Consider the following 16186-nt stretch of genomic DNA (forward strand, 5'->3'; position numbering starts at 1 on the left):
TGCGTTACGGGGGACAGCTTGTGAGGGATTGCGTTTTATGTCGGAAACCTTGACCGTCAAACTGCCTGATTTTGAAGGACCGCTGGACCTGCTTGTCCATCTCATAGAAAAAGATAAAGTCGACATCTATGATATTCCCATCGTATCCATTACGCAGCAGTATATCGCCTACATCAATGAAATGCAGGTTTATGACCTTGATATGGCAAGTGAGTTTCTCCTCATTGCAGCGATGCTGCTCCAAATCAAATCCCGTATGCTCCTGCCAAAGGATGATGCAGAGGAGGAAGAGGAGAACGATCCACGGAACATGCTCGTGGAAATGCTTGTCCTCTACCAAAAGTTCAAGAAAAGGGCTGGACTCCTTAGGGAATGCCTTATGGAATCCCGCCTTTTTGCTGTTCGCGCGCCTATGAAGCTGGATACAGGGACCCGAAAGATCAAGTCCTACACCATGGCCGATCTGCTGCGCACCCTGATTAACATGATTCCTGCTCCGGATGAGCGTCCGGCCGTTATTCCGCGACAGGAGTTCCATGTCCAGGACAAGATGGAAGAAGTCCTCCAGCTGTTGAGAAAAAAGCAAAATAATAACCAGAAGCTGGCTTTTACGGACTTTATCCATTCAAGACATAATCGGAGTGAAACCATTGCAGCCTTTTTGGCTTTATTGGAACTGCTGCGCCTAAAGCAGATTTCCATTCAGCAGGAGGGCGCTTTTTCTCCCATTTATATTACAGAACGAAAGGAGACCGCTCATGGCGATATCGAAACTGGGACAGCTTGAAGCCCTGCTTTTCGCCGCTGGTGATCCTCTATCCCTTGACCGGATAGCCAGTGCGCTCCATCTTTCACTGGAAGAAGCTGATGACCTGTTGAGCCTGCTTTCAAAGTCCTATCAGGAGGAAGATCGGGGCCTTACCCTAAGGCGGGTCGCCGGGGGTGTGCAGGCGGTCACCAAAAAAGAGGCCATAGGTGTGATTCGAGATCTTTATGAAAAGCAGGAACAGAAGATTTCGAATGCGGCCATGGAAACCCTCGCCATTGTGGCCTATAAACAGCCAGTTACAAAAAGTGAGATAGAAGCCATTCGTGGGGTCAAGGTCGATGGGGTCGTAAGTACCTTAACGGAAATGGAACTCATTATGGAAGTTGGCCGCAAGGAAGTCATGGGGCGGCCTATTTTATATGGCACGACAGAAAAGTTTCTTGTGACCTTTGGCCTTGAATCCCTCTCCGCGTTGCCAGAGCTGCCCGAAGAACTTCTGGACGGAGCCTTTGAAGGGCAGGAGACTGCTGACATAGGAAGAGATAAAGAATCAGTGCATGAGGAAGGAGTACCCAGTCTGGAAGGGACGGGGCATGAATAAATGACGGAAGTACAAGTGGAACGGCTGCAGAAGGTGATGGCAGCCTCTGGCGTTGCAAGCCGCCGGGAATGTGAAAAGATCATCCTGCAAGGACGGGTATCCGTAAATGGTAGCCCCGTATTGGAACTGGGGACAAGGGTTTCTCCTACGGACAGGATCCTCATTGACGGGCGTCCCTTGCGTAAGGAAAGGCACCGTTATTTTCTGCTCAATAAACCGCCTGCTGTCATGACAACCATGAAGGACCCGAGAGGCCGCAGGACGGTTGCCGAACTGATGGAAAAAGAGCGTGAACGCATCTATCCCGTGGGCCGTTTAGATTTTATGACGGAGGGCCTTCTCATCATGACGAATGATGGAGCTTTGGCCCAGGGGATGACCCATCCCAGTTATCATATCAATAAGACCTATGAAGTCGTTGTAGACGGGCACGTTGAAGAAGAAAAGCTGGACCGGCTGAGGGCGGGAATCCGTCTGCGTGATGGGATGACAGCCCCTGCCCTCGTTGAAGTCAAGCGCTATGATTCCCGGCATGATCAGTCAATTTTTGAAGTGACCATTCACGAAGGACGCAACCGCCAAGTACGGCGTATGTGCGAAGCCATTGGCTATCCTGTGAGGAAGCTCAAACGGACCCAGGTCGCATTCCTTTCCTTGCAGGGTGTCAAAAAAGGGGCCTATCGTGAATTGACAGAAGAAGAAGTCCTGCATTTGAAGAAACTGGTGATGCATCATGAATAAGGTCATTGTCATTGGCGGCGGGGCAGCGGGTCTTTTAGCCGCAATCTCCGCAGCCCAGATGGGAGCCGACGTGACCATCCTGGAGCGGATGGAAAGGGCTGGACGAAAGCTCATGATCACGGGAAAGGGACGCTGCAACATCACCAATCACTGCACGATGGATGAGATGATTGCCCATATCCCTGGTAATGGCAAGTTTCTTTTCGGTGCCTTTCATCGCTTTACCAATGAAGATATGATTGCCCTTTTGGAAAGCCATGGATTAAAGACCAAAGTGGAGCGGGGAGGCCGCGTCTTTCCCCAAAGCGATAAAGCCGCCGATGTGGTCCGGACCCTGGAAGGAATCCTTTATGGGCTGGGCGGAAAAATCCTCTTCCACCGCCGGATTACACGGCTGATCTGTCAAGACGGCAAGGTGAGGGCCGTCTATGATACGGATGGCCGTTCCTATGAAGCCGATGCTTTTATCCTTGCTGCAGGGGGCGCTTCCTATCCGCGGACCGGATCAACCGGTGACGGCTATGACCTTGCTCGGCAGGCCGGCCACACCATTATTGCGCCAAGTCCTGCGTTAGTTCCCCTAACTTGCGACCTCGGGGACATGAAGGCCCTTCAAGGTCTGTCCCTGCGCAATGTTGAAGCTTCCCTTTGGGACAAAGGAAAACAAGTGGGGAAGGAATTTGGCGAAATGCTCTTTACCCATTTTGGGGTCAGCGGACCCATTATTCTCACCCTTTCCCGAGACGCGGCGCGTTATTTCAAGTCCCATCCCCAAGGCTTTTTGGATCTTTCCATCGATTTCAAGCCTGCCCTTACCCGGGACCAGCTTGATGCACGGCTGCAGCGGGATTTTCAGAAATACAGCCGCAAAGCCCTCAAAGCGGGCATGCATGACTTGCTGCCCCAGGCCCTTATCCCCTTTGTCATAGAAGAGGCCTGTCTGACTCCTGAGCAGCCTGTCAATCAACTGACACGCAAGGAACGCCTTCGTCTTGCTGATGTCCTCAAGAACTTTCCCCTTCCCGTTACGGGGACGCGCCCTCTTGAAGAAGCCATCGTTACAAGCGGCGGCGTAAGCATCAAGGAAATTTCACCGTCGACCTTTGCTTCCAAGCTTTACCCAAATCTCTTTTTTGCGGGTGAAGTCATGGATGTAGATGGCTATACAGGCGGCTACAATCTGCAGGCTGCCTTTTCCTCCGGTTATGTGGCAGGAAAAGAAGCAGCTGAACTTTGAAAAGAGGAATGACATTGAAAAAAATCATCATTGCTATAGATGGCCCTGCTGGAGCGGGGAAAAGCACGATTGCCAGGAAAGTTGCTGCCAGACTTGGTTATGCCTATATCGATACAGGGGCTATGTATCGCGCCGTGACCCTTTCCTGCCTAATGGCCGGATTTTCTCTTACAGAAGCGGCAGCTGACCAAATGGCTCAGCATATCAAGATTTCTTTCAGTTATGAAGATGGCCGAAATAAGGTCTATCTCAATGATAAAGAAGTCACTGATGCCATTCGTAGCCTTGACGTTTCCCAGAATGTTTCGCGCGTCAGTGCCTATGGCGGCGTTCGCAAAGCGATGGTTGCTCAGCAGCGGGAGATGGGAAAGGCCGGTGGGATTGTTATGGATGGACGTGATATTGGCACTGTCGTCTTCCCTCAGGCCCAGCTTAAGATCTTTTTGACGGCTTCCGTGGAAGAACGGGCTCGCCGGCGCTTTGAGGAAATCAAGGAAAAAGGAGAGATTGTTTCTTTGGACGACCTTAAAAAGAGAATCATTGAGCGGGATCGTTTGGACGAGACAAGGGCGATTTCTCCCCTTAAAAAGGCAAAGGACGCAGTGCTTATCGATTCTACACAGATGTCCATCGAGGATGTCACGGAAACAATCCTGTCCTTGGCCCAAAAGGAGAGATGAAGCTCATGTGGTACCGATTTGTACAGCTGCTTTTTAGGGTGCTGTTTTCCTTCCTTTTCCGTCTAGAGACCATTGGCCGGGAAAACATCCCCCACGAAGGGCCTGTTGTCATCGCCTCAAATCATGTCAGCCTCTTGGATCCACCCATGATTGGGACGGCGGCTTCTAGGCCCATTCACTTTATGGCCAAATCCGAACTTTTTGTTCCTGTCTTAGGAAGGATTTACCGCTCTTTAGGCGCTTTCCCGGTCCACCGCGGGGCCGCTGACACCCACGCCATACGCCACGCTTTGAAGCTTCTCAAAGAGCATAAGGTCCTTGGCATTTTTCCGGAAGGACACAGGATCCGGACGGGAAAGCTTGGAAAAGCAGAACCTGGTGCCATGGCCATTGCCATCAAGGGGAAGGCACAAGTGGTCCCAACAGCTATCCTGGGATCCAACCTGGGAGCACAAAAAGGCTTCTGGCCCCATATCAAAGTTGTTTTTGGTCAACCTATTTCTGTTTTTGGGGCTGAAGGCGGTAAAAAAGATACGGAAGCCTTTACCGAGGAACTGATGGGTGAAATTGCCCGTCTCATCAAGGAAAATGGGGGCGTTTGAGCCATGCAGATCATCGTTGCGGAACCCTGTGGATTTTGTTATGGAGTAAAACGTGCGATAGACATTGCACAAATGAACGTAAAAGGATATAATACTAGTATTGCCACCCTAGGTGAAATTGTTCATAACCCTCGGGTTGTGGAATCGCTTGCGCAAAAAGGTGTACAATGCAAGGAAACACTGGCCGGTTTTTCTGCTGGTGATACGGTTATCTTTCGGTCCCATGGTGCAGCCCCTCAAGTTTATGAGGAAGCAGAGCAAAAAGGACTTAAGATCATTGATGCCACTTGCCCCCATGTGCGAAAAGCACAAATGACAGCCGCCGCTTTTTCTAAGGAAGGTCGATTTGTCATCATCATTGGGGAGAAGCGTCATCCTGAGGTGCAAAGTATCAAGGCTTGGGCAGGTAAGGATTCTCTGGTCATCGAAACAGAAGATGATGTGGAATCTCTTCCTGTAAGAGATAAGTTTGGCGTAGTGAGCCAGACGACTTTTGAGGCAGGGAAGTTTAACCTTCTGCTTCATCTGTCGCAGGAGAAACGATCTGGTGACTACAAGGTGGAAAGAACCATCTGTACAGCCACTGCTGAACGGCAGGAAGCAGCAAGGAAGCTTGCTGGAAGCTGTGACGCGTTCTTTGTCTTTGGCGGGAAAAACAGTGCCAACACACGCCATTTGGCGGAGCTTGCACAACCCATCAATCCGCGAACCTATCTTTTACAGGACGCTAGTGAGATTACCTTATCCATGCTTGCCGGAGCAGAAAAAATTGGCATTACTGCTGGTGCATCTACACCGCAGGAAATTATTGAGGAGGCTATTGTAGCTATGGAAACGATGGAAGAACTGTTGGGACAAGAAGAAAGCATGAAACTGCACATTGGTATGATCGTAGAGGGCACGGTCATCGACGTAACTAAAGATGAAGTGGTTGTTAACTTTGGTTACCAGAGCGAAGGTTCCGTACCTTTTGACCAATGGGTTCAGGGTGGTACCAAGGAAACCGTCGCTCCCACTGTAAATAAAGGCGATAAGGTCACGCTGAAAGTCATTGCCAGCGAAAACCAGGATGGTCTCGTTGTTCTTTCCAAGACGAGAGCTGAAGCTGACCAGGCTTGGCTGAAACTGCCGGAAGAATTCACGGATGAAAAGAAAGTTGTTACCGTTAAGGGCCTGCGTGCTGTCAAAGGCGGCCTGACCGTTGCCTATGAAGGCTTGACGGGCTTCATTCCTGCTTCTCACCTTGATCTTAGACATGTGGATGATGTCAAGGAATATGAAGGCAAGGAACTTGAAGTTTCCCTTCTTGAAATCAACCCTGAAAAGAAACGTCTTGTCTTCTCCCGCAGAAATGTCCTGAGAGAAGAACGTGCTGCCAGAAACGCAGCCTATAAGGAAGAACGCGCTCGTCGTGAAGAAGAACGCAAGGAAGCCATGGATAAGGCTTTTGAAACCTTCCATGAAGGTGAAACTGTTGAAGGGACGATTCGGAGCATTGTTGATTTCGGCATGTTCGTTGAAATCGCACCTTTCGTTCAGGGTCTTGTCCATATCTCTGAAATTTCTTGGGATCGTAGCGTCAAACCGGCTGATCTTTACAAAGTCGGTGACAAAGTTGAGGTCTATATCAAAGGTCTCGACGCTGAAAAAGGTCGCATCAGCCTTTCTGTCAAAGCTCTCCAGGAAGATCCTTGGCAGGCTGCCGCAAAGAATATCCATGTCGGTGACATCGTTACCGGTACGGTCCTTCGCTTCCTTCCCTTCGGTGCAATTATCAAATTGAACGATAAAAACGAAGGCATGATCCACATCTCCGAAATTTCCGAACAGCGTATCGAAAAACCGGAAGATGTTCTGGAAGTTGGTCAGGAAGTCAAGGTCAAGGTTCTGCGTGTTGACACGGAACATAAGAAGATTGCCCTCAGCATCACCAAAGCAAAGGAAGATGCTGAAAAGGCTGAAATGAGCCAGTACCTTGGCAAAAAAGGCGCCCTCTCCCAGGATTTGGGCGAAAAACTCGCTGAGGTTGAAAACGAAGCCAACTAATTAAAGGAGTCTCCAATGAAAAGCCGGGAAAGTCGTAAGCTCGATCATATCCGATACGCACTTTGTATCGGGGATGGGCCTTGCGCTTCCGGCTTTTCTGACGTTCATCTGCTTCATCATTGCCTTTCAGGCATCTGCCGCGATGAGGTAGAGCTGACTTGTTTCCTGCCTGGACTGCCTGCACTTACCCATCCGATTATCATCAATGCCATCACAGGCGGCGCAGACTCGGTCGCAAAAATTAATGAATCCCTTGCTGTCGTTGCCCGCGAAACGGGTTCAGCCATGGCAGTGGGTTCTCAATTTGGTGCGGTGCGGACGGGATTTCATCGTGACAGCTATACCATTGTTCGTAAGTGCAATCCCAAGGGGCTTATCTTTGCCAATTTAAGTGCTTTTGCCTCTGTAGAACAAGGAAAGGCTGCCGTTGACATGATTTGTGCCGACGCCCTTCAGATTCATCTGAATCCTGCTCAGGAACTTGCCATGGAAGAAGGAGATCGGGACTTTTCAAAGTGCCTGTCCCATATAGAAGCCATGGTTCAAGGTGTCGGGGTCCCTGTCATTGTCAAGGAAACAGGCTGCGGCATGGCTCAAAAAGAGGCCCAGGCCCTCCTTGATGTTGGTGTCACGGTCCTTGATATTGGTGGGGCAGGAGGAACGAATTTCCCTGCCATTGAGCATCAGCGCTATCCAGAAGGCAATGAAGAACTTGCGGAATGGGGCATTCCTACAGTCATTTCCCTGCTGTCCGTCGTAGAAGCGGCCGGGTGGGGAAATGGGGTCATTGCCTCAGGGGGCATCAGGAGCGCCCTTGATGTGGTCAAAGCCCAGGTCCTCGGGGCTTCGGCGGTTGCCATGGCTGGGAATCTGCTTCAAAAGCTCCAGCAGGAAGGAATTGAGGAAACCATTCATTTCCTGCGGCAGCTGCTGAAGAAGGTCCGTGATTTTTACACCCTTCTTGGTTGCAGGACCTATCAGGACCTTCAAGAGGCGCAATTTTATCTAACCGGCGAGACGGCTCAAGCCGTTTCATGGCTCCGGAAGCATGATCAGAATGAGTGAAAGAGGAATCCTATATGAGTAAACCCATTGTTGCCATTGTCGGCAGACCGAATGTCGGCAAGTCAACGTTATTCAATATTTTCGCAGACAGCCGCATCTCCATTGTGGAAGATACACCGGGTGTCACGCGGGACCGTCTTTATGCCGAAGCAGAATGGCTCGACCGTCGCTTCATGATGGTCGATACGGGCGGAATTGAAATTGCCAATACCGACTCCATTGCTGTTTCCATTCGGGAGCAGGCTAAGATTGCCATCAAGGAAGCCGATGTCATCCTCTTTGTCTGTGACGCTCGTACGGGGGTTACGACGGAGGACCAAGAAGTGGCCAAACTTATCCGTATGGCCCAAAAACCGGTCGTCCTTGCTGTTAATAAAGCCGATACGCCGACCCAGGAATTGGAAGCCTATGAGTTCTATAACCTGGGCATTGGCGAACCTTATATGATTTCGGCGTCAAACCGACTCAACCTCGGAGACCTGCTTGATGCCGTTGTATCCCATTTCCCTGATGAGGATGAATCTGACGATGACGAACATGATGACGTTATCAAGGTCGCTATCATTGGCCGACCGAATGTGGGCAAATCCTCCATCTTCAATGACATTATTGGCCAGACCCGCTCCATCGTCAGTGATGTAGCAGGGACAACCCGTGATGCCATTGACGTTCCTGTCATGAAGGATGGGCAGACTTATCTCTTCATAGATACAGCAGGAATGCGCCGCAAAGGGAAAATCGACGAACCGATTGAAAAATACAGCATCATCCGGACCCTGCGTGCAGTGGACCGTTCCGATGTTGTCCTCATGGTCCTCGATGCCGTTGAGGGGGTGACCGAGCAGGATAAAAAGATTGCAGGCTACGCCCACGAGGCGGGTAAAGGCATTGTCCTTGTTGTCAATAAGTGGGATTTGTATCAAAAGGATGAGATGTCGACCGTTCACTATACGGAAACTATCCGCAAGGAACTCATCTTCATGCCCTATGCCAATGTCGTTTATGTTTCGGCTCTGACGCAGCAGCGTATCAGCCGCCTGCCTGATCTCATCAAGGATGCGGCCGAAGCCAATGCCATGCGGATTTCAACGTCCATCCTCAATCAGGTTGTAACCGATGCCGTGGCCATGAACCAACCGCCGATGGAAAAGGGCAAACACCTGAAGATCCTTTATGCAACCCAGGTCAAGGTTAAACCGCCGACCTTCGTGATTTTCTGCAACGAACCGGAAATCATGCACTTTTCCTACCAGCGTTACCTGGAAAATAAGCTGCGGGAAGCCTTTGGATTCCAAGGAACGCCCATCAATCTCATTGTCCGCGGCAAGAATGAAGAAAACTGACCCATAAGGAAGGCGCATTGGAATGAGTGTATTGTTAGCAGCTCTTATCGGGTATTTCATGGGGTCCATTCCTTGCGGCCTCGTATTTGTGAAAGCCATCTGTGGTATTGATATTAGGCAGTATGGAAGCCATAACATTGGGACGACGAACGTCTTTAGGACTGTCGGTGCCCGCATGGCTTCCCTGGTCTTATTGGGGGATCTGGGCAAGGGCGTTGTGGCTCTTATGCTGGTCAGCCGTTTTGTTTCTACTGACCTTTGGCCGCAGCTCATCTGTGCAGCTGCCGCCATCTTGGGACACAGTTTTTCCTGTTTCCTCCATTTTAAGGGCGGCCGGGGCGTTGCCACCGGGCTTGGTGTCCTGCTTTATTTTATGCCTGATGTTTCTGTCTTTGCCCTTACGGTGTGGCTTGCCATCGTTTTTGTTACGCGCTATGTCTCTTTGGGCTCTATCGTGGCTGCCTTTTGTGCGCCCCTTGGCGCCTACTATTTGGGCTACGATCTTTCCCTTGTGATTTTCACAGCAATTATTGCTGCTGTTGTCATTGTCCGCCATTATGAAAATATGGTCCGGCTCTTTCATGGCACGGAAAACAAGATTCGGGAAGGTCATTTGTCCTTGAAAGATAAAAAATAAGGAGGAACCCATGTCCATAGCTGTAATTGGTGCAGGAAGCTGGGGAACCGTCCTTTCGGAAATCCTTGCTGATAATGGCCATGACGTCGTGCTTTGGGCTCGGAATCCAGAAAAAGCCGCTCTCATTGAACAGACGCGGATCAATACCGACTATCTGCCAGACCTTACGCTTTCACCGTCCATTCATGTAACCCACAATCTTCAATGGGTAGGAAAAGCGAAGGTCCTTGTCTTTGTTGTCCCTTCAAAGGGAATGGAGGCTTTGTGCAGGGATCTTTCTCAGGTCTCAAAGGGGAAAGGGAAGATCCTTCTTACCTGTACAAAAGGCTTCTCGCGGGAGACGGGAGAGCTGATGTCGGATGTGTTGGAACACTATTTTCCTGAGTCGCAGGCCATTGCAGCACTCAGCGGTCCCAATCTTGCCAAGGAACTTGCCCAAAAGCAGCCGGGAGCTTCTGTCATCGCTTCCAAGGACCCCAAGACAGCCAAAACCTTGCAAGATCTTTTCCTCAATGGATATTTTCGCCCCTATATTTCAGAGGATATCCTCGGTGTTCAGTTATGCGGTGCCCTAAAAAATTGCTATGCCCTCGTGACGGGGATGATTTCAGGTATGGGGCTTGGTGAAAACAGCCAGGCAGCCCTTATCACCCGCGCCCTTGCAGAAATGACAAGGCTGGGACTCAAACTAGGGGCTCACCAGGAAACCTTTGCCGGGCTGAGTGGAATCGGAGATCTTGTTGCGACCTGCACAAGTCCATTGAGCCGCAACCATACAGCAGGCACCCTGCTTGCCCAAGGAAAAACTGCTGATGAAATTGAACGGGGAACCCATATGGTCATTGAAGGCATGAGTACCACAAAGACCGTTTATGCCCTTTCCCACAAACTCGGCGTAGAAATGCCTATTATCGATCAACTTTACGAAGTCCTGTACCATCATAAGGAAATTACTCTTGCAGCCCACGATCTTATGTCACGATCGGGAAAGAAAGAGTGGAACTAATTGCTGAATTATGATATAATGTCCTTCTAGAAAGGATAAATATTCTTTGGAAAAGGATAGATGCAACATGACAAACGAGAAAAAATCAGAGTTCTATTTAGTCAGAGAGGAAATCCTACCCGAAGCCATCAAAAAAACGATTATGGTCAAGGAAATCCTCAAACGCGGTAAACTTAAGACTGTCAATGAAGCTGTTGCAAAGGTTGGGCTAAGCCGTAGTGCATACTACAAATATAAGGATTACGTCTTTCCCTTCTATGATGCAAGTCGTGAAAAGGTCATCACTATTTCCCTGCTCCTGGAACACAAACCGGGCGTTCTTTCTAGCGTTCTCAACACAATTGCCGCTGATGGGGGAAGTGTCATCACGATCAACCAAGGTGTTCCCCTACAGGGTGTTGCCAACACAACCATTTCCGTGGAAACAAAATTCCTCTCCATCGATATGGAGGCCCTACTGGACAAAGTTCGCCTCATCGAGGGAGTAAAACGGCTGGACGTGCTTGGTCAGGTCGATTAAAGGGGTCCTTATTTTGAAAAAAGAAATCAATATTGGGCTTTTAGGTACAGGAACTGTTGGTGGAGGCGTGATCCTTGTCCTGAAAGATCATGAGGCGCTCATTACGGAACGGGTGGGGACGCCTATCCGTATCAAAAAAGTGTTGGCAAGGCATCCGGAAAAGGTGCGTGCCTTGGATCCGTCCCTGCCAGTTGTCACGGATATTGAAGATATCATCGGTGACCCTGATATTGATATTGTTGTTGAACTGATTGGGAGGGAGCATCCTGCCCTTGAGTATATGAAAAAAGCCTTGATGGCCGGTAAGAACGTCGTCACAGCAAATAAGGATGTCGTAGCTGTTCACGGGAAAGAACTTTTTGAACTGGCTGCCGCCCATCATGTTGATTTTCTTTTTGAGGCATCGGTAGCAGGGGGAATCCCCATTATCCGACCGCTCAAGGAATCCTTGGCAAGCAACCGTATTTCGCTCATTATGGGTATCATCAATGGAACGACGAACTACATGCTGACCAAGATGACCGAGGAGCATATGGATTTTGCCGAAGTGCTCAAACAGGCACAGGAAAAGGGCTATGCCGAGTCGGATCCGACCGCTGATATTGGTGGTTTTGATGCGGCACGAAAAATTGCCATTCTTTCTTCTATTGCCTTCAATACACGGGTCCATTTGGATGAAGTCGAAATTGAGGGCATTGAAAAGATTTCCCTTCGCGATATCGTCTACGCTGAGGAACTGGGCTATACCATCAAACTCTTGGGCATTGCCAAGCAGCTGAAAAATGGGAAGATCTCGGTTGGGGTCCATCCGACAATGCTCCGTAAGAATCATCCTCTTGCGTCGGTGGATGATGTTTTCAATGCCGTCTACATCGAAGGTAAGCCAATCGGTGAAGCCATGTTTTATGGACGCGGTGCTGGACGCTTCCCGACGTCCAGTGCGGTTTGCGGGGATATCATTGAATGCGCTCGCAACATCCATGAAGGATGCAACGGACGGGTTGGCTGCACCTGCTATGAAGAGAAAACCTTGGCTCCTAAGGAGGAAGTCTTCTCCCAGTTTTACGTGCGTCTCCTCGTTGACGAAGCACCGGGTGTCCTGGCTCAGATTGCCAGTGTTTTTGGCAAACACGCAGTCAGCCTCTTCAACGTTCTGCAGACTCGAAAATTGGGTGATTTGGCAGAAATTGTCGTGATTACCCATCCTGTTTCCGTTTATGATCTGGAAGAAGCCACAAAGGAACTGGCCGTAACGAAGGTCGTCAATCGCATCAGCAACGTACTTCGCGTTGAAGATGACCAATCCCTCTGTTAAGTAGATAAAGGAGTGGAAATATGGATGTTCAAAAAGTCACGGTCCGTGTACCTGCAACTTCCGCAAACTGCGGACCTGGGTTTGACTGTTTAGGGCTCGCCTGTTCCCTCTATAATATTTTCACTTTTGAACGGATCCCGCAAGGAATCGAAGTTTCAGGGGTAGGGGAAGGTGCTGAAAGCCTTCCTTTAGGCCGCCATAATCTGGCGGTCTCTTCCTTTTATACATTATGGGAGAAACATCAGGGGAAAGCCACGGGAATCCGTGTTACAAGCGTCATCCACGTACCTGTTTCCAGAGGGCTGGGGAGCAGTTCCACGGCGGTTGTGGCCGGGCTTATGGCAGCTAATGCCATGCTGGGATCACCGCTGACCAAAAACGAACTGGTTACGGAAGCAACCCTCATTGAAGGGCATCCGGATAATGTGGCCCCGGCAATTCTCGGTGGGATTACCATTAATGTTATGGCTGATGATAAGGTGAGCAGCCTGCATTTCCTGCCGGCCCGTCCCCTGGGCATGATTGTTTTGGTTCCGGCCATTCATGTATCTACGGAAGAGGCCAGGAAGGTTCTGCCGAAAGAGATTCCCTATAAGGATGCTGTGTTTTCTACTAGTCGGGCAGCCATGCTCGTTGGCTCGCTCCTTACAGGACAATTTGAAAACTTGCCGGAAGCCCTGGAAGACAAGTTACATACGCCGTATCGGCTTTCCCTGATTCCGGGGGCGGCAGAGGCCCTTAAGGGGGCCCGCGATGCCGGTGCATACAATGCTGTCATCTCCGGATCGGGTTCGACTCTCATGGCCTATGTGCCGGAGGGAAAGGACCGTTCCTGTATAGCGGCGGCCTTGGCAGCGCCTTTCCAGAAGCTTGGCATTGCCTACACCCTCCATCAAGTCAGCCTAGATACAGAAGGCGCAGTCCTTTTCGCGGCGGATGAAGCGGAAATGGCCCATTGAAGTCTCCTTATTTTTGCAATTTCAAAAAATAAGGGTTGACTTTATGGAGAATATCGAGTAAAATTACTACTGTTGTCGGGGCGTGGCGCAGTTTGGTAGCGCGCTTCCTTGGGGTGGAAGAGGTCGTGAGTTCGAATCTCGCCGCTCCGACCAATTTGTGATTTGACGCCATAAAGTTCGAAACTTTGTGGCGTTTTTTCATGCCTCTTTCAGGGTATGATCATGGCATATGGAGTCGACCTTAACCGAGCCTTAGGAGGAGTTTCATCGATGAGCGAATTACAGGATAAAATCAATAAAAGGCGGACGTTTGCCATCATTTCCCATCCGGATGCTGGTAAAACAACCTTAACCGAAAAACTGCTTCTTTATGGAGGCGCCATCCATCTTGCCGGATCGGTCAAGAGCCGCAAAACAAATCGCCACGCCGTTTCGGATTGGATGGAAATTGAAAAGCAGAGAGGAATTTCTGTTACAAGCAGCGTCCTCCAATTTGATTATGATGGCTATCGCGTCAATATCCTTGATACACCGGGCCATCAGGATTTCAGTGAAGACACCTACCGTACCTTGATTGCTGCCGATTCCGCGGTCATGCTGATTGATGCAGCAAAGGGCGTGGAACCACAGACAAAAAAACTATTTTGGGTCTGCCATCGGAGAAAACTGCCGATCTTTACCTTTGTCAATAAATTGGACCGCTATGGCCGTGCCCCCATGGATCTTATGGATGAAATCGAAAAGATCCTTCACATCAATGCTTTTCCTATCAACTGGCCTATTGGGGTTGACGGGCACTATATCGGGGTCTACGACCGCATCAAAAAACAGGTAGAGCTCTTTGACAATGATAACAGCCATGGCAGCAAGATCCTGAAATCGACAACGGGGGACCTAAATGATCCGGCAATCAAGGAAGCCATTGGCGAAGCCAATTATCAGACGCTGCTCGATGACATTGAACTCCTTGATCTGGCCGGTGATGAATTTGATCTCCAAAAGGTCCTTGATGGGGAATTGACGCCGATGTTCTTTGGCTCTGCCATGACAAACTTCGGTGTCCGGCCTTTCCTTGAAAAATTCTTGGAACTATCCCCTGCACCACAGCCTCGCAAACTCAAGGATGGCGGCATTGTCCTGCCTGACAATGAGAATTTCAGCGCCTTTATTTTCAAAATCCAGGCCAATATGAATCCGGCCCACCGTGACCGCATCAGCTTCATGCGCATTTGTTCCGGCAAATTTGAAAAGGGCATGAGCGTCTGGCATCTCCAAGGCAACCATCCTGTCAAGCTTTCCCAGCCTCAACAATTCATGGCACAGGAACGGACTACCGTTGAAACAGCCTACCCTGGTGATATCATTGGTGTCTTCGATCCAGGCATCTTTACCATTGGAGATACCCTTACGACTGAAAAGAACAAAATCCAATTCGAGGATTTCCCCATCTTTCCACCTGAAATCTTTGCCAAGGTCCAGCCTAAGGATTCCCTCAAACGTAAACAGTTTGAAAAGGGCATTGTACAGCTGGCACAGGAAGGGGCTATCCAGGTGTTCCGTCAAAAGAATATCGGCATGGAAAGCTTTGTTGTCGGCGTTGTCGGTATCCTTCAGTTAGAAGTCCTGGATTATCGCCTTAAAAATGAATACAGTGCCCAGCTTCTCATGGATCGATTGCCCTACAGTGTGGCCCGCTGGGTCTATGCTGATGATGCAGAGGCCATTCGCAATATGAAAGGCCTTGATAATGGGATGCTTGTCTATGATAAATTGGGCCGTCCCGTCGTTCTTGTATCCAATGAATGGAACCTTAACTGGCTCTTGGAGCGGAATCCTGGTATCAATTTCACGGAAGTACCCTCTGAAGCAAGAGCCATCTAACTTGATGAAAGGAGCAGGGTATGCTCATAAAAAAGGCCATCGATATCCTTGGCGTTCCTGTTACACCTTTTTCCATGGAAGAAGCTGTCTCCTTCCTTATGGATCGGATTGCAAAGAAGATTCCCACACAGGTGGTTACTGCCAATGCTGAAATCATCATGATGGCGCGGGAAGATAAACGTTACGGTACGCTCCTTCAAGAGGCCGACCTGGTTCTGGCAGATGGGGCAGGAACGGTTTGGGCTGGTCGCACCTTGGGATACGAAGTCCCCGAACGGGTGGCTGGTTTCGATCTATTCGTGGAACTCCTCAAAAAATCGGCCGAGGAAGGAATCAAACTCTACTTTTTTGGAGCTGCTCCCGGTATTGCAGAAGCTGCAAAAGCGAAAGCTGAAAAAATGGCTCCCGGTGTTTCAATCGTCGGCACTCGTAATGGGTTCTTTTCGGAAACAGAGACAGACGAAATCATTGACGGAATCAATGATTCCGGTGCCCAGATCTTATTTGCAGCCCTTGGCGCACCTAAGCAGGAGTATTGGCTGCGTGATCATGCTAAACAGCTGAGCCCCCTCATACGGATTGGGCTAGGCGGTTCCTTTGATGTTCTGGCTGGTAAGACGACACGGGCCCCTCACTGGATGCAGAAAGCTTCCCTGGAATGGCTCTATCGTCTTTACAAGGAGCCAAGACGGATTGGTCGGATGATGGCACTGCCGCGTTTTGTTCTTGCCGTCCAGAAGGAAAAAAGGGCCCATAAATAGACAAAGGGCGCTGAAGTGTATTA

General features: G+C 49.7%; 16 protein-coding genes and 1 tRNA gene. All 17 read left to right on the forward strand.

What is annotated here, in order from left to right; genetic code table 11:
• The first annotated feature begins 37 nt into the window (after positions 1–37).
• The 17 genes from QZQ08_RS01080 to QZQ08_RS01160 all read left to right on the forward strand — a co-directional run bounded on the left by QZQ08_RS01080 (position 38) and on the right by QZQ08_RS01160 (position 16163).
• A complete protein-coding gene (locus tag QZQ08_RS01080; RefSeq protein ID WP_296326716.1) occupies positions 38–787 on the forward strand; it encodes a ScpA family protein in 750 nt (249 codons plus the stop codon).
• A complete protein-coding gene (gene scpB, locus QZQ08_RS01085; RefSeq protein ID WP_296326718.1) occupies positions 759–1370 on the forward strand; it encodes an SMC-Scp complex subunit ScpB in 612 nt (203 codons plus the stop codon). Before QZQ08_RS01080 ends, scpB begins: the two co-directional genes overlap by 29 nt.
• Entirely contained in the window at positions 1371–2111 is a 741-nt protein-coding gene (locus QZQ08_RS01090) for a pseudouridine synthase (RefSeq protein ID WP_296326720.1), read from the forward strand.
• Positions 2104–3348, forward strand: a complete 1245-nt coding sequence (locus tag QZQ08_RS01095; RefSeq protein WP_296326722.1) for an NAD(P)/FAD-dependent oxidoreductase — start codon at positions 2104–2106, stop codon at positions 3346–3348. Before QZQ08_RS01090 ends, QZQ08_RS01095 begins: the two co-directional genes overlap by 8 nt.
• An 8-nt stretch (positions 3349–3356) precedes the next feature.
• Complete coding sequence (cmk, locus tag QZQ08_RS01100; RefSeq protein WP_296326724.1) at positions 3357–4028, forward strand: (d)CMP kinase; 672 nt, start codon at positions 3357–3359, stop codon at positions 4026–4028.
• A gap of 5 nt (positions 4029–4033) precedes the next feature.
• Positions 4034–4630, forward strand: a complete 597-nt coding sequence (locus QZQ08_RS01105) for a 1-acyl-sn-glycerol-3-phosphate acyltransferase (protein ID WP_296326726.1) — start codon at positions 4034–4036, stop codon at positions 4628–4630.
• 3 nt (positions 4631–4633) lie between these two features.
• Positions 4634–6676, forward strand: coding sequence for a bifunctional 4-hydroxy-3-methylbut-2-enyl diphosphate reductase/30S ribosomal protein S1 (locus QZQ08_RS01110; protein WP_296326728.1), 2043 nt, complete (start codon positions 4634–4636; stop codon positions 6674–6676).
• 15 nt (positions 6677–6691) lie between these two features.
• Complete coding sequence (gene fni, locus QZQ08_RS01115) at positions 6692–7741, forward strand: type 2 isopentenyl-diphosphate Delta-isomerase (RefSeq protein ID WP_296326730.1); 1050 nt, start codon at positions 6692–6694, stop codon at positions 7739–7741.
• Positions 7742–7755: 14 nt separating this feature from the next.
• Positions 7756–9084, forward strand: a complete 1329-nt coding sequence (der, locus tag QZQ08_RS01120; protein WP_296326732.1) for a ribosome biogenesis GTPase Der — start codon at positions 7756–7758, stop codon at positions 9082–9084.
• A gap of 22 nt (positions 9085–9106) precedes the next feature.
• Complete coding sequence (plsY, locus tag QZQ08_RS01125; RefSeq protein ID WP_296326735.1) at positions 9107–9721, forward strand: glycerol-3-phosphate 1-O-acyltransferase PlsY; 615 nt, start codon at positions 9107–9109, stop codon at positions 9719–9721.
• A 10-nt stretch (positions 9722–9731) separates the two neighbouring features.
• The gene (locus QZQ08_RS01130; RefSeq protein WP_296326737.1) at positions 9732–10727 is read left to right on the forward strand and encodes an NAD(P)H-dependent glycerol-3-phosphate dehydrogenase; all 996 of its coding nucleotides are present in this window, start codon (positions 9732–9734) and stop codon (positions 10725–10727) included.
• Between the two features lie 67 nt (positions 10728–10794).
• Positions 10795–11247, forward strand: coding sequence for an ACT domain-containing protein (locus QZQ08_RS01135; RefSeq protein ID WP_296326739.1), 453 nt, complete (start codon positions 10795–10797; stop codon positions 11245–11247).
• Positions 11248–11260: 13 nt separating this feature from the next.
• The gene (locus tag QZQ08_RS01140; protein ID WP_296326741.1) at positions 11261–12562 is read left to right on the forward strand and encodes a homoserine dehydrogenase; all 1302 of its coding nucleotides are present in this window, start codon (positions 11261–11263) and stop codon (positions 12560–12562) included.
• A 20-nt stretch (positions 12563–12582) separates the two neighbouring features.
• Positions 12583–13521, forward strand: coding sequence for a homoserine kinase (gene thrB, locus QZQ08_RS01145; protein WP_296326743.1), 939 nt, complete (start codon positions 12583–12585; stop codon positions 13519–13521).
• 76 nt (positions 13522–13597) lie between these two features.
• A tRNA-Pro gene (locus tag QZQ08_RS01150) sits at positions 13598–13674 on the forward strand.
• Positions 13675–13791: 117 nt separating this feature from the next.
• A complete protein-coding gene (locus QZQ08_RS01155) occupies positions 13792–15402 on the forward strand; it encodes a peptide chain release factor 3 (RefSeq protein WP_296326745.1) in 1611 nt (536 codons plus the stop codon).
• A gap of 20 nt (positions 15403–15422) precedes the next feature.
• Complete coding sequence (locus QZQ08_RS01160; RefSeq protein WP_296326747.1) at positions 15423–16163, forward strand: WecB/TagA/CpsF family glycosyltransferase; 741 nt, start codon at positions 15423–15425, stop codon at positions 16161–16163.
• Positions 16164–16186 lie beyond the last annotated feature (23 nt).

It is taken from the genome of uncultured Acidaminococcus sp. (assembly GCA_900538365.1).
Classification (GTDB): Bacteria; Bacillota; Negativicutes; order Acidaminococcales; family Acidaminococcaceae; genus Acidaminococcus.